Below are 19,447 nucleotides of genomic sequence, written 5' to 3'. Positions count from 1 at the left end.
AGAGGACACAGAGTCTTTTATTATTAGATAATAATCTCTGTGTCCTCTGCGTTCTCTGTGGTGAAACTATTTTCTGCGAAAACAATTCTCATACGTACACAGCCCGCAAGTATATTCCAGCTTACGGACATGAGAACCCACTCCAATAATACCACTTACAGATTTGATGGGAATCATTAGGCTGGAATCTGTCAACTGAATACCACAGGGCGAAGCGACCGGAAATAAGGAGAATAGTTTTTGTTGTTCCGATACGTGCCATCCGCAATAACCGGGGCTGTACCTATTAGTGTGCTTCCAACCTCTCTTTTCGATAAATGCAGCCAACTCCTTTTCCATGCAATCAGCAGCCTTTTCTGCAATGATGCTCCCCAATGAGTCTGCTATATATACTTTCACCATGTCGTCCTCTTGCTGAAGCAGATGTTGAAACTCCTCAAATTCAACTCCCGCAGTGGCGGTAAAAAAGGCAAAGGCTTCCGAACCCCGTAGTTGGCGGGCAATGGTTTTACCGATTGAGAAAACCGTATCTTTTACAGTCAGTGTTGCTTTTTCAGTGTCAAGCAGTCCGTCAGTGAGGAAAAAGAAGAAACGAGGACGAAGAAGGGGAGTGATACGGTCAAGTAACGTATTTATTTCTTCTATAACCATTCCATCCGGCATAGAATCTTTATATCCCATCGCCTCGTAGATATCGGACGATGGGATTTGCAGTTTCTGGTAAGTAAGTTCCTGTTCAACCATTATTGAACTCTTCCAATGCAGTATAAAATGCATCTATATTAACAGAAGACGTATGTGGCGGAATATCACAACCACTTGACAATACGAAATTCGGATATGCACGGGTAGCCTCCAATAGTTGCAAAGTCGCTTCCTTCATAGTCTCCGGACCTGCCATTTTGAAAAGGCTCACCGGGTCCAGATTTCCCATTGCCAGTGCATCGGTCGGAACCTCTTTCAACGCTTCCTCCATTTTGATTTTATTCCCGAAATGATAAGCGGCTGCACCGGTATAAACCATCGCTTGTGTGCAATTCCCTGTGTTTCCGCAATTATGAAGCACTACGGCAAAGTGATCATCCTGTACCTTCTCTATTATTTCTTTCACAAATAAAGAAGAATATTGCAGGCAATCTTCGTAGGATAACAGTCCTGCAGCAGGTTCAGCCATGACTACACCGTTCACACCGGTTGCTTTCAATGCCATGCAATAGCGGGTGATGAAGTCACTGCATTTTCTTAATAATGTATTGGCTGCATCGGGATTAATATAAATCAGCATCATGATTTCCGACATATCATACAAACGTCCGGCCAGCGAATAAGGACCGATGCAACCGGCAAAAACCGGACGGTCTGTTACATTTCTGGCTGTCAGCATATTTGCTTTAAGATATTCCGGAATTCTTCCTTTATTCAACGCCGGAACTTCCAGCTTTTCAATAGCAGCTTCATCCGCCAGCAAACGGCCGGACACACTGGGCACCTCATTTTCCGGAAAGATAATCTCTGCCCCGAAAGCTTCCGCTTCTACCGTCAGATCCATGATAACGGTTGCTGCCGCAGCCGGATACTTGTCACAAAGAGCTTTGATAGCCTCATAATGAACCTGTCCGTTTGTTACCGCATCATGCACCGTTTTCCCAATAAATTCGATACCCGGATGTGTCATGATCGGAATTGCAATCGTTTCCTTACGTTGGATCGTTTGGCTGATCCATTCTTTCATATTCAGTTTACCCATAATTTCAGTTTTTAATATCGTCTTGTAATAAAGACGAAGTTGCCCTTCTTTTGTAATCTCGTATATGATAAAATCTTATACCGGTATAAAAATAAAGCTGTCCTTCAAAAAGAAGAACAGCTTTACACCTATTTGATTTATCTTCGAGCTTTATTTTACCGGAATCTTATCAATACGGTTCTGATGGCGTCCGCCGTCAAATTTGGTAGAGAAGAACTCTGTCAAAATCATGTCCGCTTCTTCAGTGCTGATGAAGCGTCCCGGCATAACCAGTACATTAGCGTCATTGTGCTGACGAGCCAGGTGTGCGATCTCTGCATTCCAGCAGAGAGCGGCACGAACCCCTTGGTGCTTGTTCAGCGTCATATTAATTCCGTTTCCACTGCCACAGATAGCGATACCGGGATAACATTCTCCCGATTCCACTGCAAGAGCCAGCGGATGAGCATAATCCGGATAGTCTACGCTTGCGGTAGAGTTAGTTCCGAAATCCTTGTAAGCCCAGCCTTTTGCTTCCAGCCAGCCGCGAACATATTCTTTCAGTTCAAAACCGGCATGGTCGCATGCTAATCCGATTGTTTTCATTAGAGCATTGCTTTTACTTGGTTATATACGTTCTCGGCAGTAAATCCAAGTTTCTCATCCAACACTGTGTAAGGAGCAGAGAAACCAAAAGATTCCAATCCCCAAACTTTACCGTGGCAACCTACCAGACCTTGAAGAGTGACAGGCAGACCGGCAGTCATACCGAAAATCTTCGCATCTGCCGGAAGAATAGCTTCCTGATATTCTTTCGGTTGGTTGCGGAACAGACCTTCAGACGGAGCAGATACAATGCGTACCTTCACGCCATCTTTGCGAAGCAACTCTGTGCCGGCTACCAATGTAGCTACTTCAGAACCTGAAGCTACCAGGATAACATCCGGATTTTCGTCGGAACCTGCTACGATATAAGCACCCTTGGCTGCCTGTTCGTAATCTGTTCCTGCCGGTAAATTGGCAATATTCTGACGAGAGAAAATCAATCCTGTCGGAGTAGACATATTTTCCATAGCAAGTTTCCAAGCAATGGTTGTCTCTTCTGCATCAGCCGGACGAAGTACCAACATAGAGTTGTGTCCCTTATGGTTTTTCAGTTTTTCCATCAGGCGGATTTGAGCTTCCTGTTCTACCGGTTCGTGAGTAGGACCGTCTTCACCTACGCGGAATGCGTCGTGTGTCCAGATGAATTTCACCGGTTGTTCCATCAAAGCAGCCATACGTACGGCAGGTTTCATGTAATCGGAGAATACGAAGAATGTACCGCAAGCAGCGATCACACCACCGTGGAGAGACATACCGATACAGATACAAGCCATTGACAATTCAGATACACCTGCCTGGAAGAATGCTCCGCTGAAATCACCTTTCTTGAAAGAATGAGTCTTTTTCAGGAAACCGTCAGTCTTGTCAGAGTTAGAAAGGTCGGCCGAAGCAACGATCATGTTTTCTACCTGTGTAGCAAGTGCGCCCAATACGGTTGCAGATGCAGCACGAGTAGCGCTACCTGCTTTCTGTTCGATAGCAGCCCAGTCCACTTTCGGAGCTTTGCCCGAGAAGAAGAGTTCCAGTTTTGCAGCCAGTTCCGGGTTTGCTTTCGCCCATGCAGCTTTCTTTGCATACTTTTCAGCAACGATCTTTTTCAGTTCTTCTGCTCTTTTTGCATACAATTCGGCTACTTCCGGGAATATAACGAACGGGTTAGTAGGATCACCACCCAGATTCTTGATTGTATTTACGTATGCGTCGCCACCGAGAGGAGCACCGTGTGTAGCGCAGTTAGCTTCATAGCTGCTGCCGTCTGCCTTGCGTGCACCTTTACCCATTACGGTTTTACCGATAATTAGTGTCGGACGTTCTTTTTCAGCCTGTGCTTCTTTGATTGCCGCACGGATTTCGTCAGGATCATTACCGTTGATATTAAGTACGTTCCATCCCCATGCTTCATATTTCATGGCAGTATCTTCAACGGTTACGTCTTTCGTTTCTGTAGAAAGCTGAATATCGTTGGAGTCATAGAACATAATCAGGTTGTCCAGTCCCAGTGCACCGGCAATACGTCCGGAACCTTGAGAGATTTCTTCCTGAATACCACCGTCAGAGATGTAAGCGTAAATGGTCTGATTCATCACCTCGTCGAAACGGGCTTTCAAGAATTTGGCAGCGATAGCAGCACCTACTGCAAAAGTGTGTCCCTGTCCCAGCGGACCGGAAGTATTTTCGATGCTACGCATGATATCCACTTCAGGGTGTCCCGGAGTAGGGCTTCCCCATTGACGGAATTCTTTCAGCTCGTCCAGCGTGAATTTTCCTGTCAATGCCAACGTAGAATAAAGCATCGGAGACATGTGGCCCGGGTCGAGGAAGAAGCGGTCACGTCCTTCCCAACGGGGATTTTCAGGATCGTATACTAGAAACTCAGAGAAGAGTACATTTACAAAATCAGCACCACCCATGGCGCCACCCGGGTGACCGGAATTGGCTTTCTCAACCATTGAAGCAGCAAGAATACGGATGTTATCCGCTGCACGATTCATAAGTTTGTTATCGTTCATATCATTAAAATTTAATTGATTTCTGTCAGATTGTTCGCAAAGATAACTCTTTATGTGGATTTAACAATCCAAAAGAGCTATCTTTTTTATCGACAATTTTACGGTCTTCTTGTTTATGATACAATAAGTAATTGCTCTAAAATTACTGTAACTCTAAAGTAACAATGGACTTAGCAGGAAGTTTTACCTTCATTGTACCTTTATTGATTTTTACCTCTTTGAAAGGTGCCGGTTTTACAATATTAGGTTTTTCAAAAGAATTGTAATCGGTCAGTTTGGAAGCGGTCAGAATCTCTCCGATAGCTTTCTTGGCTTTCGTATCACCCAGATTGATGGTGATTTCCTGCGCTTCATCAGCATCTACATTGGAAAGGGAAATATGGATCACCCCATCTTTATTTTTGGAAGCTGTGGCGCTCACCATCGGTACAGTGCGGTTATCACGTACATTTATCTTTTCGCAAGTCAGGTCGATAGGAAGATAAGTGGCATCCTGGTGTACTTTATACATCTTGAAGACATAATAAGTAGGCGTCAACACCATTTCTTTGTCTTTCGTCAGAATCATCGATTGAAGTACATTGACAATCTGTGCGATATTTGCCATCTTCAGGCGGTCTGTATATTTGTGGAATACATCAAGACTTAAAGAAGCCACGAAAGCATCACGCAATGTGTTCTGCTGATACAGATGTCCTTTGATGGTTCCCGGTTCTTCATCCCACCAGGTTCCCCATTCGTCCAGTAAGAGAGCGATTTTCTTGTCCTTGTCATATTTGTCCATGATGGTACAATGTTTCTTGAGTACATCTTCCACTTCCAGACATTTGCCCATCGTCCAGTAATAATCATCCTTGTTGAATTGAGTGGCTGATCCTTTGCTGCCACTCCATCCGGTTACGGTATAATAGTGTAGAGAAAGACCGTCCATCCGGTGCCCTACACGATTCATCAATACATCTGTCCATTTGTAATCATAGTCACTTGCGCCACTGGCAATCTTGAACAGACGGTTGCCGTCATAATTGCGGCAATAAGTAGAATAACGACGATATAAGTCTGCGTAATATTCCGGACGCATACTTCCACCGCATCCCCAGCTTTCATTTCCTACGCCGAGATATTTCAATTTCCATGCTTTGTCGCGACCATTCTTACGGCGAAGGTTGGCCATAGGCGAGTCTCCGTCAGAAGTCATATATTCCACCCATTTGGCAAGCTCTTCCACTGTGCCGCTACCTACATTTCCACTCACGTATGGTTCGCAACCCAGCATTTCGCAAAGATTCAAAAACTCGTGCGTTCCGAAACTGTTATCTTCAATGGTACCGCCCCAGTTGTTGTTCACCATCTTCGGACGGTTCTCTTTCGGACCAATGCCGTCCATCCAGTGGTATTCATCGGCAAAGCATCCGCCCGGCCAGCGAAGAACGGGAACAGACAAGTCTTTCAGTGCATTGAATACGTCTGTGCGATATCCCTTGATATTAGGAATATCCGAGTTTTCGCCTACCCAAAGACCGCCGTAGATACATGAACCCAGGTGTTCGGCAAACTGGCCGTAAATTTCCTTCGGTATGATTTCTTTGCCTTGGTCGGCATGTACGGTTATGGTAGCACTCTTTTGTGCAGAAAGAGATACAGATGCTGCCAGAAAAGCCGTGCTGACTAATAGTTTTGCTTTCATAAATGGTATTTGTTTAATGATTATTTTTTACCACAGATTACGCAGATTATCACAGATTGATTTTATTCTGACTGCTATCATGTTATAACCCATAAATAATCTGTGTTAATCTGTGTAATCTGTGGTGACTTCTATTTTAGTAAACGAACTTCATAAACGGCAGAGGTCCATTCCGTCCCGTCAGGGATAAAACGTATCGGACAACTACCCGTATTCAGTTTTTGAGGCAGAACGTATGAAAGGGTTATGAAACCGTCTTGGTCTGCTTCACTGACAGTCGGATGAACAGCCAACTTTTCGTTATTCAAAAGAATAACCACTTTATTGCGGTCATCTTTCCGTACCGTAATCAGGAGGCGGCTTGCTTCTTCTTTCACTTTCAACTGATAGCCGAACCAACCTTTAGCACGTCGGAAATGCCGGTCTTTATTCGTCCCTGTTTCTGCCTGCTCATACTGGATGCCATGGTCAGACTCCGGCTGCTGTTCGCCGGGGAAGATCAGGTCAATGGTTTGATTAGCCAACTCCGTTGCTTTTCGTTCAGCCGTTGCCATCTCTTCCTGAATCGCTTTAAACTGCTCTTCGCTTGCCTGCCGGAAATAAACGGCATAACGGGAATTATGCAGGCGGAAGAACGGGACGAGTTCCAATGCTTTGCCTTGTGCAGGATAAACCTCTCCGTTATAGCTGAAAGTAATCCGGCTATTCTGTTCTTTCTGAAGAGACTTGCAGATTGAATCTGGATTTCCTATCAGCATCGGAACTTCTTGCAGAGGAATTTGTTTGCCATGAGCGATATGTCCGCCACGGCTGTCATCGGCATATAAACCGTCAAGATGTTCTGTGCCTGTGGAAGCTGCAAGAACGATCGGACCATATAAGAAAGCATAATAATCTTTCTTGTCGGGAATCTGTTCCACACTGACTTTCATAGGCAAGTAGAAAGTAATGACATCCCCTTTTTTCCATTTGCGGGAGAGAGGAAGATACTGGTTACCTTTTGCCATAACGAACATTTTTCTTTTTCCATTGATGCTGACGCTATATCCTTTGGATTGGTTCGCCCATTCCGGAATACGTATCATTAAAGTACGTTTTTTCTTAGGCGCTTCATCTATTCGCAAAGTTACCTTGCCGTCATCGGGGAAACGGGTTTCCTGTGTCAAAATAATGCCTTGCTCTTTCCAGGTCAGTTGTGAAGGAATGAAGAGATTGACATAAAGAGTGTCTTTCCGATACGCATAGATAAATTCACCGTATTTGGTATGATTCTCCAAGCCTGAACCTACACAGCACCACATTGATGTTTCCGGTTGTGAGTACACGCGATAATGTCCCGGACGCATGGGAGTGAAGTAGACAAATCCACCTTTATCCGGCTCTTGTGACGCTAGAATATGATTGTAAAGCGCACGTTCGTAATAGTTTACGTAGTTGGGATCAGGTTCGTTTGTTTGATTCGGATTGTGAGAATTCTGATAAAGCATTTTAGTAAGCCGGAGCATGTTGTAAGTATTGCAGGTCTCCGGTCCTTGAACGTCGTTCAGCATGGACGTGAAGTTATCCGACGGATGGAAATGTTCGCGGACGCTATTTCCTCCGATGCAGACAGAACGGTGATTGACTACCGTGTTCCAGAAAAAACGGGCGGCATGATCCCATTCTGCAGCATGATTCCAAGTCTTGTCGTCTTGTGACACTTCGGCTATTCGCTTGTAGCCGATCACTTTTGGAATCTGTGTGTTGGCATGCATTCCCGTCAATTTGTCTTCCTCTTTGATAAGTGGGTCAAGGATAAGGTTGTGAGAGAAACGGCGTGCCAGTTCCAGATACTTCTTGTCGCCTGTGATTTCGGCCACGTCAGCGAACGTTTCGTTTAATCCGCCATGTTCGCTACGAAGCATATCCTGCATTTGTTCGTCGCTCAAGCCGGAAGTGATATCGATCATCCAGTCTGTAAAAGCGATAAGCATTTGGCGTGCAAGGTCGCTTCCTGCATAGAGATATGCATCCCGCAATCCGGCGTAAGTCTTATGTATGTTGTATAGAGGCACCCATTTGCCGTTAAGGTCGAAACCTCCGGCACGGATCTTTCCTGCTTTTATATCTTTCCAAAGTTGAAGGCTTCCCGGAGTTCCTCCGATGAATCCTGTGCCGACAGTTTGTTGTGCCCGGTTCAACTCATTCAGCATGTAGTTGAGGCGATTATAGACTGCGGTATCTCCGGTGGCGGCATACATCATGGAAAGTGCGGATAAATAATGTCCGCCGATATGTCCGTCCAATCCGGTATTTTCCCAATTGGTGTAGCTGGGGGCTTTAGGCTGTAACCCTGCTTCGCGGAGAAAAGGAGCGAGCAGACGGTCGGGGTCTAATGCAAGTATGTAATGTAAATCAGTCTGTTGAGCTTGCAGAAACGGACTATCCAATAGTTTCACATTCTGTAAAGGGAAGTAAGACACTTGTGGGGCGTTTTGAGCTTTGCCCAGTGAGGTGGACAGGACAAGTGCAAGTATGAACGAGGTGGTTTTCATGATAATAGTCTCCCCATCTCCCTCTCCAAAAGAGGAGAGGGGTGGAGATAATTAATGTTAATACTTAGTTAGAATTGACTCTTGATAAACAGCGATTTATCGGCAATCTTTGATGAACAACAATGGATTGCCGACTGTCAATTATTTAAATTTGACTGCTGCCTCTTCGATAGGCAATCCTGCCTTATAGTTTTCGATGTATGTATTGAAGCCGGCTACATCTTCGGGTGTAGGTGATACCTCGATACCCGCGTCACCGACAAATACGCTTTCATCCAGAAAATCGGCAAGAGATTGTTTCTTTTCATTGTTCACGAGGTAAGAACTTAACAGGGCAATACCCCAGGCACCACCTTCGCCGGCTGTTTCCATCACAGAAATAGGCGAGTTGATAGCTGCAGCAAGTATTCTTTGACCTACTCCTTTGGTTCTGAATAATCCTCCGTGACCAGTAATTCTGTCCACTTTGATTTTTTCTTCGTTGAACAGGATATCGTTGCCAATCTTGAGCACTCCTACTGAAGCATACAAGTGAGTCCGCATAAAGTTTGCCAGGTTGAACTTGTCATTTGCCGAACGTACAAACAACGGTCTTCCGTCAGCAAATCCAGTTACAGGTTCGCCTGAAATATAATTGTATGAAAGCAAACCTCCGCAATCGGTATCACCGGTGAGCGCAATATTGTAAAGTTTGCTATAGATTTTATCCATATTTACAGGTATGCCCAGAAGCTCCTGATATTCCTTGAACAGGTTAACCCATGCGTTGAGATCAGAAGTACAGTTGTTGCAATGCACCATGGCTACCAGACTTCCGTCAGGAGTGGTCACCATGTCAATCATTTCGTATGGCTTCGACAAATCTTTCTCCAATACAATCATAGAGAATGAAGAAGTACCTGCCGATACATTTCCGGTGCGTTGTTTGACTGCATTGGTTGCCACCATTCCGGTACCTGCGTCTCCTTCTGGCGGACAAACCGGTATTCCTGCCTTCAAATGACCCGATGCATCGAGCTTTTTACTTCCTTCCGAAGTGAGGACACCGGCATTTTCACCTGCCGACAATACTTTAGGCAGAATATCTTCCAGTTTCCAGCTATATTCTTTCGGAGCAATCAGTTTATCGAATTTAGCCACCATTTCAGCCGAATAGTTGTGGGTTGTCGGATCGATAGGGAGCATACCCGATGCGTCACCGATACCCAATACCTTTTCGCCAGTTATCTGCCAATGCACATAACCTGCCAGAGTAGTCAGGAAATCAATGTCATTCACATGCGCTTCATTGTCCAGGATAGCCTGGTACAAATGAGAAATGCTCCATCGCAGCGGAATGTTGTAGACAAACAGCTCTGATAAAACTGCTGCTGCCCGACCTGTATTCGTATTTCTCCAGGTGCGGAAAGGCACGAGGATTTCTTCTTTTTTGTTGAACGGCATATAACCATGCATCATGGCGCTGACACCGATAGCAGCCAGCGTCTCAATCTCTATGCCATATAAGTTCTTTACGTTAGCGCGAAGGTCAGCATAGCAATCTTGCAGTCCTGACCAGATAGCTTCAATATTATAAGTCCAAAGTCCGTCAACTAACTGGTTTTCCCAAGTGTGGCTACCTTGGGCAATCGGCTTGTTTTCTTGGTCAATCAACACAGCTTTAATTCGTGTTGACCCCAGTTCTATACCAAGAATGGCTTTGCCTGCTTCGATGGTTGATTTTGCATCTAATTTCATGTTGAAATCAATATTTTATTTAGCAAAGTGCTTTATTCAACATGTAATAAACTTCGTTCATGCGCAGTTCTTTTTTGAAGCAGCTGATCGTAGTATCCTTGTTGATATGTACCATTTCGATACCTGCGATTTCAGCATAATCTTCCCAATATTCTGCTGTCAGGTCGTAAGAGAAGCAAGAGTGGTGAGTTCCACCAGCCAGGATCCATGCACCTGCACCCACTTCGAGGTTAGGCATCGGAATCCAGAGAGCAGAAGCAACCGGCAATTTAGGCAGTGGTTTCGGTTCGATACATTCCACATCGTTCACAATCAGGCGGAAGCGGTTACCCATATCTACTACTGTAGCAGTGCATCCTGCGCCTGTCTTTGAAGTAAATACCAATCTTGCAGTCTGGCTCTTGCGGATACCTATACCGAGGAAGTGTACTTCCAGGCGCGGTTTGTTGGCTGCGATAAGCGGGCAGATTTCCAACATGTGTGACTGCAGGATAGAGCTGTTGGCACCGTCGAAGTTCAGCGTGTAGTCTTCCAGGAATGAACAACCTCTGGGAAGTCCCTGATTCATTACCCATACTGTACGGTAAAGAGCAGCCGATTTCCAGTCACCTTCAGCACCGAATCCGTAACCTTCCGCCATCAGACGTTGTGAAGCAAGACCCGGGATCTGATCGAAACCATTGTATTCGATGTCGCCCAAATCGTCGAAGTTGGTTGTAAATCCTTTAGCGCCTTTAGCTTTCAGGATAGCACGCATGGCAAGTTCTGCTTTAGCGGCATTCCATACTTTCTGATAAGCTTCAGTCGATTTGTCTTCCAAAGAAGCATCGTGGTCGTATTCTTTGAAGTAGGTAGCTACCAATGCATCTACATCTTCATTCTTGATTTCTTTATGATATTCCATCAATTCGCTTACCGGACAATAATCTACGTGGTAACCCATACGTTGTTCAGCTTCCACTTTATCACCGTCGGTTACAGCTACATTGTTCATCTGGTCGCCGAAACGGATAATCAGCATATCCTGTGAGTCTGCCCAACCGGCACAAACACGCATCCAGACAGCGATCTTGTGCAAAGTGTCTTCCTCTTTCCAGTAACCTACCACTACTTTACGACGGATGCGCATACGGGTACAGATATGTCCGAATTCGCGGTCACCGTGAGCTGACTGGTTCAGGTTCATGAAGTCCATGTCCATTGTATCCCAAGGAATTTCCTTGTTGAACTGTGTGTGCAGGTGCAACAACGGTTTCTTCAACTGTTGCAGGCCATGAATCCACATCTTAGCAGGAGAGAAAGTATGCATCCAAGTAATTACACCGATGCATTTTTCATCGTTATTGGCAGCTTTGAATACAGTTTCCACTTCTTTAGAAGAGTTGGCAGTACCTTTGTATACCACCTTGACAGGAAGTTTACCGGATTCATTCAGTCCGTTTACCATTTCATTAGAGTGTGCGTCTACTGCGATTACTGCGTCACCTCCGTACAGAAGCTGTGCTCCTGTTACGAACCATACTTCATATTGATCAAATACGTTATTCATAATGTTATTGCTTTAATTTTTAATATCTGTTTTTTTAATTGTTATTGTCCATAATAAGCATTCGGACCATGCTTGCGGCTGAAATGTTTTTCTACCAGCAATGGGTTCATTGTTAAATTCGGGTTTACCGCATAAGCGATACTTGCCATTTTGGCTACCTGTTCCATTACCACGGCGTTGTGTACAGCATCGTGCGCATCTTTTCCCCAAGAGAAAGGACCGTGATTCTTCACCAATACTCCCGGTGTATGTACAGGATTCAATCCTTCAAAACGTTTCACTATCACATTACCGGTTTCCAGTTCGTAAGCGCCTTTCACTTCCGCTTCCGTCATATCTGCCGTGCAGGGAATGGCGTCATGGAAATAATCCGCGTGAGTCGTTCCGATGTTCGGAATGTCGCATCCCGCCTGTGCCCAGGCAGTCGCATAAGTAGAGTGGGTGTGTACCACTCCGCCAATCTCCGGAAATGCTTTGTAAAGTACTACGTGAGTAGGAGTATCCGAGGATGGCTTCAGTCGTCCTTCAACGACCTTGCCATCCAAATCCACTACTACCATATCTTCGGCTTTCATATCATCATAACTTACACCACTGGGTTTGATTACTACCAATCCGCTTTCACGGTCGATAGCAGAGACATTGCCCCAGGTAAAGATGACTAATCCATGCTTTACCAATTCAAGATTGGCATGAAATACTTTTTCTTTTAGTTCTTCCAGCATAATGATTATATTTTAAATTTCGGGTCTTTGCGGTAAGCCTTGCCGTTGAACTTATACAAGGCAGCGCCCCGTTTGGAACCCAGTTTATCAATTTTATCAGTCTTTTCTATATAATCCATTTCAGCCACTCTTTTACGGAAGTTCCGTTTATCCATTGTTTCACCGTAAATGGCCTCATATAAACTTTGTAATTGGGATAATGTAAAGAGTTTCGGAAGCAGATTGAATCCGATAGGTTCTACGGATGCTTTCTGTTTCATCAGTTCCCGTGCTTTTTCTACCATTTCAGGATGGTCGAAGATAAGCGGGGGAAGTTCGTTCATATTCACCCAGTAAGCATTGTGCTTCTGAACCAGTTTTCGGTCATACTCATTGATGTTAATCAATGCATAGTAAGCCACGGAGATAACCCGTTCACCCGGATCGCGGTCGATTGCTCCGAAAGTTCCTACCTGTTCCATGTAAACGTTTTCCAGTCCGGTAAGCTCATGCAATACACGTTTGGCGGCATCATCCACACTTTCATTGTTTTGCACAAATCCTCCCATCAGTGACCATTCACCCATTGCCGGCTCGAAGTTTCTCTTCAACAATAGCAAGCTGATTTCCCCTTCGTTGAAACCAAAGATGATACAGTCGATGCCGACATAAAAGGTGGGATTCGAGCTATAATAAGCCTCCCCCCGGTTCTTTCCAAAAGAGAGGGAGTTTGAGCTTATCATTGACTCTTGTGAATTATCTTTATCCATTTAGATTGTGATTTTAGTTATAATAAACCAGTCTTTCCGTTGGCAAGACTATTTTTAGCTTCCTTCAACCTTTCCCAAAGAGAAGATTGAAGGAAGGGCTTATTTTTTACCAGAAATACCAGTAGAAAGCACCTGTAATAGCCAGGATAATTACAGTATGAATAATATCCCAGTGATTCCAGCTAGCACGTGTAGCAGCTTTTTGTTCTTTGGTAGCCGTACCGAATACCAGTCCCTGAATCTTTTCTGCAGTCGGAGCTTTGGTTGCCAGGCTGACTACGATTACTACAATAATGCAGAACAAGAACATCCATCCACAGAAGAATAACCAATTCATATCATAGAACAAATATTTGAATGTAGAATCTGCTACTTCACCTGCATTGCTATAATATACTTTTGCACCGAGGCGAGTTAAACCAATTACCATACCAGCAATCAATCCCCACATACCACCCTGGGCGGAAGTACGTTTCCAACAGATACCCAGTAAGAAAGCCGCAGCGATACCTGGTGCCAGTACGGATTGAACGTCCTGCAAATAAGTATAAAGTACATCGCCTACACTACGCATGATAGGAATCCAGAGAATACCTAAAATAACGATTACAACCGTTGCAACCTGACCGATACCTACCAGTTTCTTCTCCGGAGTTTCCGGTCTGAAACGTTTGTAGAAGTCGATAGTAAACAGCATGGCTGACGAGTTAAACAGAGATGCAAGAGAACTCATCAAGGCGGCAAGAATACCACATACTACCAAACCTTTCACACCGACAGGAAGTAATTTGGCTACTAATGTCGGGAAAGCGGCATCAGCATTTGCTGTTCCGTTGGCCAGCATCGGCAAGAAACCTTCGCCACCGGCACCGATATATTTTTGATGTAATGCAAATGCGATCATACCAGGAATCAAGAAAAGGAATACAGGCAACAATTTCAGATAAGCACCGAAAATAGTACCACGACGAGCTTCCATTTCATTTTTACCTGAAAGTACACGTTGAACGATGAACTGGTCGGTACACCAGTACCAGAAACCGATAATAGCCGAACCGATCAAAGCGCCCAACCAAGGGAAGTTTGCATCATCATTGCTACGGATCAGGTTAGTCATTGTATCACCGTAATCATTTACGGTAACAGCCCCACAGACTCTCATCATTTCGTCCCATCCACCTAATTCTTTGAAGCCGAGTACCAGAATTATTAATGATCCTAGCAGTAGGATAGGGGTTTGAAGAACAGAAGTGTAAAGAACTGATTTCATACCACCGAAGATCGTATAAAGTGCAGTTAACACTACCAGACCGATAGCTGCAATCCAGAAGAAATCAATTCCCCAAAGCTCTTTGATACCGAATACTTGTTGGAATACAAGACCACCGGCATATACAGTCACAGCTACTTTGGTTAACACATAACTTACCAAAGAGATGACCGACAGGATGGTACGTGATTGAGGATTATAGCGGCGTTCCAGAAATTCCGGCATTGTATATACCATGCTTCGTGTGTAGAAGGGTACAAACACCCATCCCAGAATCAAGATCATCCATCCCTGAATTTCCCAGTGTGCCATAGCCATACCACTGGATGCACCGGCTCCTGCCAGTCCGATCAAGTGTTCCGAACCGATGTTGGATGCGAAAATAGAGGCACCGATCGCAAGCCATGTTGCGTCGCGTCCGCCCAAGAAATAATCTGCCGAGTCATTTTGTTTTTGTCTGACTACCCAAACAATAATACCGATCAGAGCCAGAAAAAAGACTCCGATTACTAGCCAATCTAATGCTTCCACAATAAATATGATTTATGAGTTAATATTATTTCTCTACAGAAAATTTGAAAATACATTCACTATTATAAGTTTGTCCCGGTTCCAGTACAACAGAAGGCCAGTCTGCCTTGTTAGGACTGTCAGGATAATGTTGTGTCTCCAGACACACAGAAGCACGTTGGTTGTAAACGATGCCTTTCTTTCCGGTTACGGTTCCGTCGAGGAAGTTTCCTGTGTAAACCTGTACACCCGGTTCGTTGGTATATACTTCCAGAGTAATACCGCTTTCAGGTGAGGTGAGTTTTGCAGCAACTTGCGAAAGATCTCCCTTTGTGTTGAGTACCCAGTTGTGGTCATATCCTTTTCCGTTCTTCAGTTGAACGAAATCGTAGTTGTCGATCTCTTTGCCTACAGCTTTCGGAGTGGTGAAGTCCATCGGAGTGTCTTTCACCGGAGCGATTTCGCCTGTAGTCATAAAGGTGCTGTCTACTGGGGTATAGTAGTCTGCGTTCACATACAATATATTGTCGGTTGAAGCTTTTGACGGATCACCAGCCAGGTTGAAGTAAGAGTGGTTGGTCATATTGATGATCGTCTTTTTATCGGTAGTTGCGCTATATTTGATGTCGATAGCGTTGTCTTCAGTCAGTTTGTAAGTCACTTTAGCTGTCACATTACCCGGGAAGTTTTCGTCTCCGTCCGGTGAGACAAGTGTCAGTTCCAGCGTTGTCGGATCAATCAGATTAGCTTCATAAACTTTGTATTGCCAACCTTTCGGACCTCCGTGCAGGCAGTGGCCGAAATTGTTTTGCGGCAGTTGGATCGTGTCACCGTCCAATGCGAAACGTCCTTGGTTGATACGGTTTGCATAGCGTCCGATAGAAGCACCGAAGTCGCTGGGTACATTAATATAGTCAGCAATGCTGTCAAAACCTAAAACTACATCTTGCATCTTACCGTTCTTGTCGGGTACCATGACAGACACGATACGTCCTCCGAAGTTAGTGATGCATACTTCCATGCCTGCCTTGTTCTTTAAGGTGTAAAGAGCTGTTTTGGCATTGTTCACTTCTGTTTGAAATTTTACCGGATCAAGACCGGACAAGGTCAGCTCGGAAGCCGGCTTGTTATTGCACGCAACCAGCATCAGCGCGGCAAATCCTGCAAGTAGAAAATGTTTTTTCATGGCTTTATTTTTAATGTAAATGAGATATTTATCTTATTTTGGGTGTAAAAGTAACACTTTTGTTTGGTGTATCAAATACACTCTTGTATGTTATGCAGCATAAACGGTATATTTTATGATTTCCCATACACCTTATTATATATATAAATGTACGCTTTCCATCCGTTTATTTTTCATATAATAGAGCGGGTTAATAGGTATTTTTTGATCTGGTTTCGTATTATAAATATCAGATACGGATGGAAAATTGTGCAAATGAATGGAATTTGATCCTTTTTGACCGATATACACCTGTTAATGATAAAATCGGGTACGGGGAAAATAGAGAATCTGATTATCTTTGCATTTTAACTATATATAATTTTTTATTGAGAACCATGAGAAGATACGCAAATTTATTGGCAGTATTAGCCTTGTCTACTAACCTTGCGCTTCATGCGCAAACTAATGAGTTGGTGATACAGACGAAGAAGCTGGGTGCAGAAATCCAACCTACTATGTACGGACTCTTTTTTGAGGACATCAACTATGCTGCCGACGGCGGACTTTATGCCGAACTGGTGAAGAATCGTTCCTTTGAATTTCCACAACACCTGATGGGATGGAAAACGTATGGAAAAGTATCCTTAATGAATGATGGCCCTTTTGAACGCAATCCGCATTACGTGCGCCTTTCTAACCCCGGACATGCACATAAACATACCGGATTGGATAACGAAGGTTTCTTTGGTATCGGTGTCAAGAAGGGGGAGGAGTATCGCTTCTCCGTTTGGGCGCGTTTGCCGCAAGGAAGTACGAAAGAAACATTGAGAATCGAACTTGTAGATACCCAATCAATGGGCGAACGTCAGGCGCTTGTCGCAGGGAATCTTACGATTGATTCTAAGGACTGGAAAAAATACCAGATAATCTTGAAGCCCGGCAGTACTCATCCGAAATCCGTACTTCGTATTTTCCTTACTTCCAAAGGAACAGTAGATTTGGAGCACGTCTCTCTTTTCCCGGTTGATACTTGGAAGGGACACGAAAATGGTCTTCGTAAAGATTTGGCACAAGCATTGGCGGATATTCATCCCGGAGTCTTTCGCTTTCCCGGTGGTTGCATTGTAGAAGGTACCGACCTGGAGACTCGTTACGACTGGAAAAAATCAGTTGGCCCGGTAGAGAACCGTCCCTTAAATGAAAATCGTTGGCAGTATACTTTTACTCACCGATTCTTCCCTGATTATTATCAAAGCTATGGATTGGGATTCTACGAATATTTCCTGCTGTCTGAAGAAATGGGTGCGGCACCTCTGCCGATTCTGAATTGCGGACTTTCCTGCCAATATCAGAATAATGATCCGAAAGCTCACGTAGCCGTTTGTGATTTGGATAACTATATTCAGGATGCACTCGATCTGATTGAGTTTGCTAATGGAGACGTGAATACCAAATGGGGAAAGGTACGTGCCGATATGGGACATCCTGCACCGTTTAACCTGAAGTTTGTCGGTATCGGTAACGAACAATGGGGAAAAGAATATCCCGAACGTCTCGAACCGTTTATCAAAGCCATTCGTAAAGCTCACCCGGAAATTAAAATAGTAGGTAGCTCCGGTCCGAATTCCGAAGGAAAAGAATTTGATTACTTGTGGCCTGAAATGAAACGTCTGAAAGCCGATTTGGTGGACGAACATTTTTATCGTCCCGAAAGTTGGTTCCTGGCACAAGGTGCCCGCTATGATAACTACGATCGTAAAGGTCCGAAAGTCTTTGCCGGCGAATATGCCTGCCATGGAAAAGGAAAGAAATGGAACCATTATCATGCTGCTTTGCTCGAAGCTGCTTTCATGACCGGATTGGAACGTAATGCTGACATCGTTCACATGGCTACCTATGCTCCGCTTTTCGCTCATGTGGAAGGATGGCAATGGCGTCCTGATATGATTTGGTTCGATAACCTGAACTCTGTGCGTACCACTAGCTATTATGTACAACAACTGTATGCACAAAACAAAGGAACAAATGTACTTCCCCTTACCATGAACAAGAAAAATGTAACGGGAGCCGAAGGACAGAACGGACTCTTTGCCAGTGCTGTTTTCGATAAGGATAAGAATGAACTGATTGTAAAGGTTGCCAATACTTCCGCCACAATACAGCCAATTACCTTGAATTTTGAAGGATTAAAAAAACAAGATGTATTGTCTAATGGCCGTTGTATCAAACTTCGTTCGATTGATTTGGATAAGGATAATACACTTGAGCAACCTTTTGCCATCGTTCCGCAGGAAACTCCGGTATCTATTGAAGGCAACGTGTTTACTACCGAACTGGAACCCACTACGTTCGCGGTATATAAGTTCACGAAGAAATAAGTAGAACTAATTAGATGTTATTAGACCAATAGGTTCTAGATTTTTGTTAATTGTAAAAAGTAAGGGCGGCTCCCATCACGGAAGCCGCCCTTCTTGATGTATAGTTATGTTATGATCATAATAACTTTTCAGGATGAGTTAGTTCTTCTACTAGCTCATATACAGTAGTACAAGGCTTGTGAGCCGCATAATCTGTTCCCGAAAATGATTCTCTTAAGCGTTGAGCGTGTTTGATAGCTAATGATTCATCTCCTATACGTTGTAATATGTCGAAAGTTTCCGGTGATTTCTTTTTATATCGGTAGTTTGAATCATTTGTTCTATTTTGTATTTCCCTTTCTATTTTCTCAATGTATTGAGAACGGGATATGCCGGTATCCAAATATTGAAAATGTAGATAATACCAAAGTTCGAATGACTCATTAGACCATGCGCAAAGAATATGATTCTTTTTTGCAAGCTGTATGGCGTCATTGAAATCATTAAAGTCATCCTTATCAAAAACAGCCCATACCCTGTCAAACTCTTTATTTGATTTATCACGAATAGCTATGGTTTCTTTGATAAGACTGACTGTACCTTGTCCCTTACCTTCAATTGTAACCTCACGGATATCCGAATAACGGTCTTTTATTAAAGCCTTGAAATAGTTAGGTTAAGTTCTTTCACCTTCACATACGATAAGGAAACTAACAGATACATTGCGTACTGCTACTTTTCTTCTTTTATCCAGTTTTGCCTGTCTTTGTTCTCTTTTTATTTCCTCAAACCGATGTTTCGGCAGCAGTCTACTCATTGT

General features: G+C 44.0%; 13 protein-coding genes and 1 pseudogene. 1 reads left to right on the top strand and 13 read right to left on the bottom strand.

The features are described 5' to 3' along the window. Positions 1-66: 66 nt before the first annotated feature. The 12 genes from KFO40_RS15285 to KFO40_RS15230 all read right to left on the bottom strand — a co-directional run bounded on the left by KFO40_RS15285 (position 67) and on the right by KFO40_RS15230 (position 16,288). Positions 67-744 (bottom strand): vitamin B12 dependent-methionine synthase activation domain-containing protein, encoded by a 678-nt coding sequence (locus KFO40_RS15285; protein ID WP_195580764.1) that lies wholly within the window; start codon positions 742-744, stop codon positions 67-69. Beyond that, positions 737-1,747: a uroporphyrinogen decarboxylase family protein gene (locus KFO40_RS15280; protein ID WP_087322564.1), complete on the bottom strand. Its 1,011-nt coding sequence runs from the start codon at positions 1,745-1,747 to the stop codon at positions 737-739. Before KFO40_RS15280 ends, KFO40_RS15285 begins: the two co-directional genes overlap by 8 nt. A 150-nt stretch (positions 1,748-1,897) precedes the next feature. Beyond that, a complete protein-coding gene (gene rpiB, locus KFO40_RS15275; RefSeq protein WP_004297448.1) occupies positions 1,898-2,332 on the bottom strand; it encodes a ribose 5-phosphate isomerase B in 435 nt (144 codons plus the stop codon). Beyond that, positions 2,332-4,341 (bottom strand): transketolase family protein, encoded by a 2,010-nt coding sequence (locus KFO40_RS15270; RefSeq protein ID WP_211146538.1) that lies wholly within the window; start codon positions 4,339-4,341, stop codon positions 2,332-2,334. The genes rpiB and KFO40_RS15270 overlap by 1 nt, the downstream gene beginning before the upstream one ends. A gap of 142 nt (positions 4,342-4,483) precedes the next feature. Next, a complete protein-coding gene (locus tag KFO40_RS15265; protein WP_151923056.1) occupies positions 4,484-6,028 on the bottom strand; it encodes an alpha-N-arabinofuranosidase in 1,545 nt (514 codons plus the stop codon). A 131-nt stretch (positions 6,029-6,159) separates the two neighbouring features. Beyond that, positions 6,160-8,562, bottom strand: coding sequence for a glycoside hydrolase family 127 protein (locus KFO40_RS15260; protein ID WP_211146537.1), 2,403 nt, complete (start codon positions 8,560-8,562; stop codon positions 6,160-6,162). A gap of 141 nt (positions 8,563-8,703) precedes the next feature. Then, on the bottom strand, positions 8,704-10,299 hold the full coding sequence (locus KFO40_RS15255) for a xylulokinase (protein WP_211146536.1): 1,596 nt from the start codon (positions 10,297-10,299) through the stop codon (positions 8,704-8,706). Positions 10,300-10,318: 19 nt separating this feature from the next. After that, positions 10,319-11,848 carry an L-arabinose isomerase gene (gene araA / locus KFO40_RS15250; protein WP_008021904.1) on the bottom strand — a complete coding sequence of 510 codons (1,530 nt, stop codon included), beginning with the start codon at positions 11,846-11,848 and terminating at the stop codon, positions 10,319-10,321. Positions 11,849-11,889: 41 nt separating this feature from the next. Next, positions 11,890-12,573, bottom strand: a complete 684-nt coding sequence (locus KFO40_RS15245; RefSeq protein ID WP_004309172.1) for an L-ribulose-5-phosphate 4-epimerase — start codon at positions 12,571-12,573, stop codon at positions 11,890-11,892. 5 nt (positions 12,574-12,578) lie between these two features. Continuing rightward, a complete protein-coding gene (locus KFO40_RS15240) occupies positions 12,579-13,295 on the bottom strand; it encodes an NUDIX hydrolase (protein ID WP_008770909.1) in 717 nt (238 codons plus the stop codon). A gap of 133 nt (positions 13,296-13,428) precedes the next feature. Beyond that, complete coding sequence (locus KFO40_RS15235) at positions 13,429-15,123, bottom strand: sodium:solute symporter (protein ID WP_211146535.1); 1,695 nt, start codon at positions 15,121-15,123, stop codon at positions 13,429-13,431. A gap of 25 nt (positions 15,124-15,148) precedes the next feature. Next, the gene (locus tag KFO40_RS15230) at positions 15,149-16,288 is read right to left on the bottom strand and encodes an aldose epimerase family protein (RefSeq protein WP_004309169.1); all 1,140 of its coding nucleotides are present in this window, start codon (positions 16,286-16,288) and stop codon (positions 15,149-15,151) included. 377 nt (positions 16,289-16,665) lie between these two features. Between KFO40_RS15230 and KFO40_RS15225 the strand changes: the two genes are divergently transcribed. Then, complete coding sequence (locus KFO40_RS15225; protein WP_087322558.1) at positions 16,666-18,648, top strand: alpha-L-arabinofuranosidase C-terminal domain-containing protein; 1,983 nt, start codon at positions 16,666-16,668, stop codon at positions 18,646-18,648. A gap of 115 nt (positions 18,649-18,763) precedes the next feature. On the opposite strand, the pseudogene KFO40_RS15220 reads toward KFO40_RS15225, so the two are convergent. Continuing rightward, positions 18,764-19,444: pseudogene (locus KFO40_RS15220) on the bottom strand (RloB family protein). Positions 19,445-19,447 lie beyond the last annotated feature (3 nt).

Origin of the sequence: Bacteroides sp. 1001302B_160321_D4, assembly GCF_015667765.1 — a bacterium.
Classification (GTDB): Bacteria; Bacteroidota; Bacteroidia; order Bacteroidales; family Bacteroidaceae; genus Bacteroides; species Bacteroides xylanisolvens.
Note: the sequence above shows the minus strand (reverse complement) of the source record. Positions and strands in the feature narration are given on the sequence as shown.

Bases quoted from the DNA above. Each gene is read 5' to 3' on its own strand.
- KFO40_RS15260 (WP_211146537.1), bottom strand. From the start codon at position 8,562: ATGAAAACCACCTCGTTCATACTTGCACTTGTCCTGTCCACCTCACTG.
- KFO40_RS15240 (WP_008770909.1), bottom strand. From the start codon at position 13,295: ATGATAAGCTCAAACTCCCTCTCTTTTGGAAAGAACCGGGGGGAGGCT.
- KFO40_RS15285 (WP_195580764.1), bottom strand. From the start codon at position 744: ATGGTTGAACAGGAACTTACTTACCAGAAACTGCAAATCCCATCGTCC.
- KFO40_RS15255 (WP_211146536.1), bottom strand. From the start codon at position 10,299: ATGAAATTAGATGCAAAATCAACCATCGAAGCAGGCAAAGCCATTCTT.
- rpiB (WP_004297448.1), bottom strand. From the start codon at position 2,332: ATGAAAACAATCGGATTAGCATGCGACCATGCCGGTTTTGAACTGAAA.
- KFO40_RS15230 (WP_004309169.1), bottom strand. From the start codon at position 16,288: ATGAAAAAACATTTTCTACTTGCAGGATTTGCCGCGCTGATGCTGGTT.
- KFO40_RS15270 (WP_211146538.1), bottom strand. From the start codon at position 4,341: ATGAACGATAACAAACTTATGAATCGTGCAGCGGATAACATCCGTATT.
- KFO40_RS15225 (WP_087322558.1), top strand. From the start codon at position 16,666: ATGAGAAGATACGCAAATTTATTGGCAGTATTAGCCTTGTCTACTAAC.
- araA (WP_008021904.1), bottom strand. From the start codon at position 11,848: ATGAATAACGTATTTGATCAATATGAAGTATGGTTCGTAACAGGAGCA.
- KFO40_RS15265 (WP_151923056.1), bottom strand. From the start codon at position 6,028: ATGAAAGCAAAACTATTAGTCAGCACGGCTTTTCTGGCAGCATCTGTA.
- KFO40_RS15245 (WP_004309172.1), bottom strand. From the start codon at position 12,573: ATGCTGGAAGAACTAAAAGAAAAAGTATTTCATGCCAATCTTGAATTG.
- KFO40_RS15280 (WP_087322564.1), bottom strand. From the start codon at position 1,747: ATGGGTAAACTGAATATGAAAGAATGGATCAGCCAAACGATCCAACGT.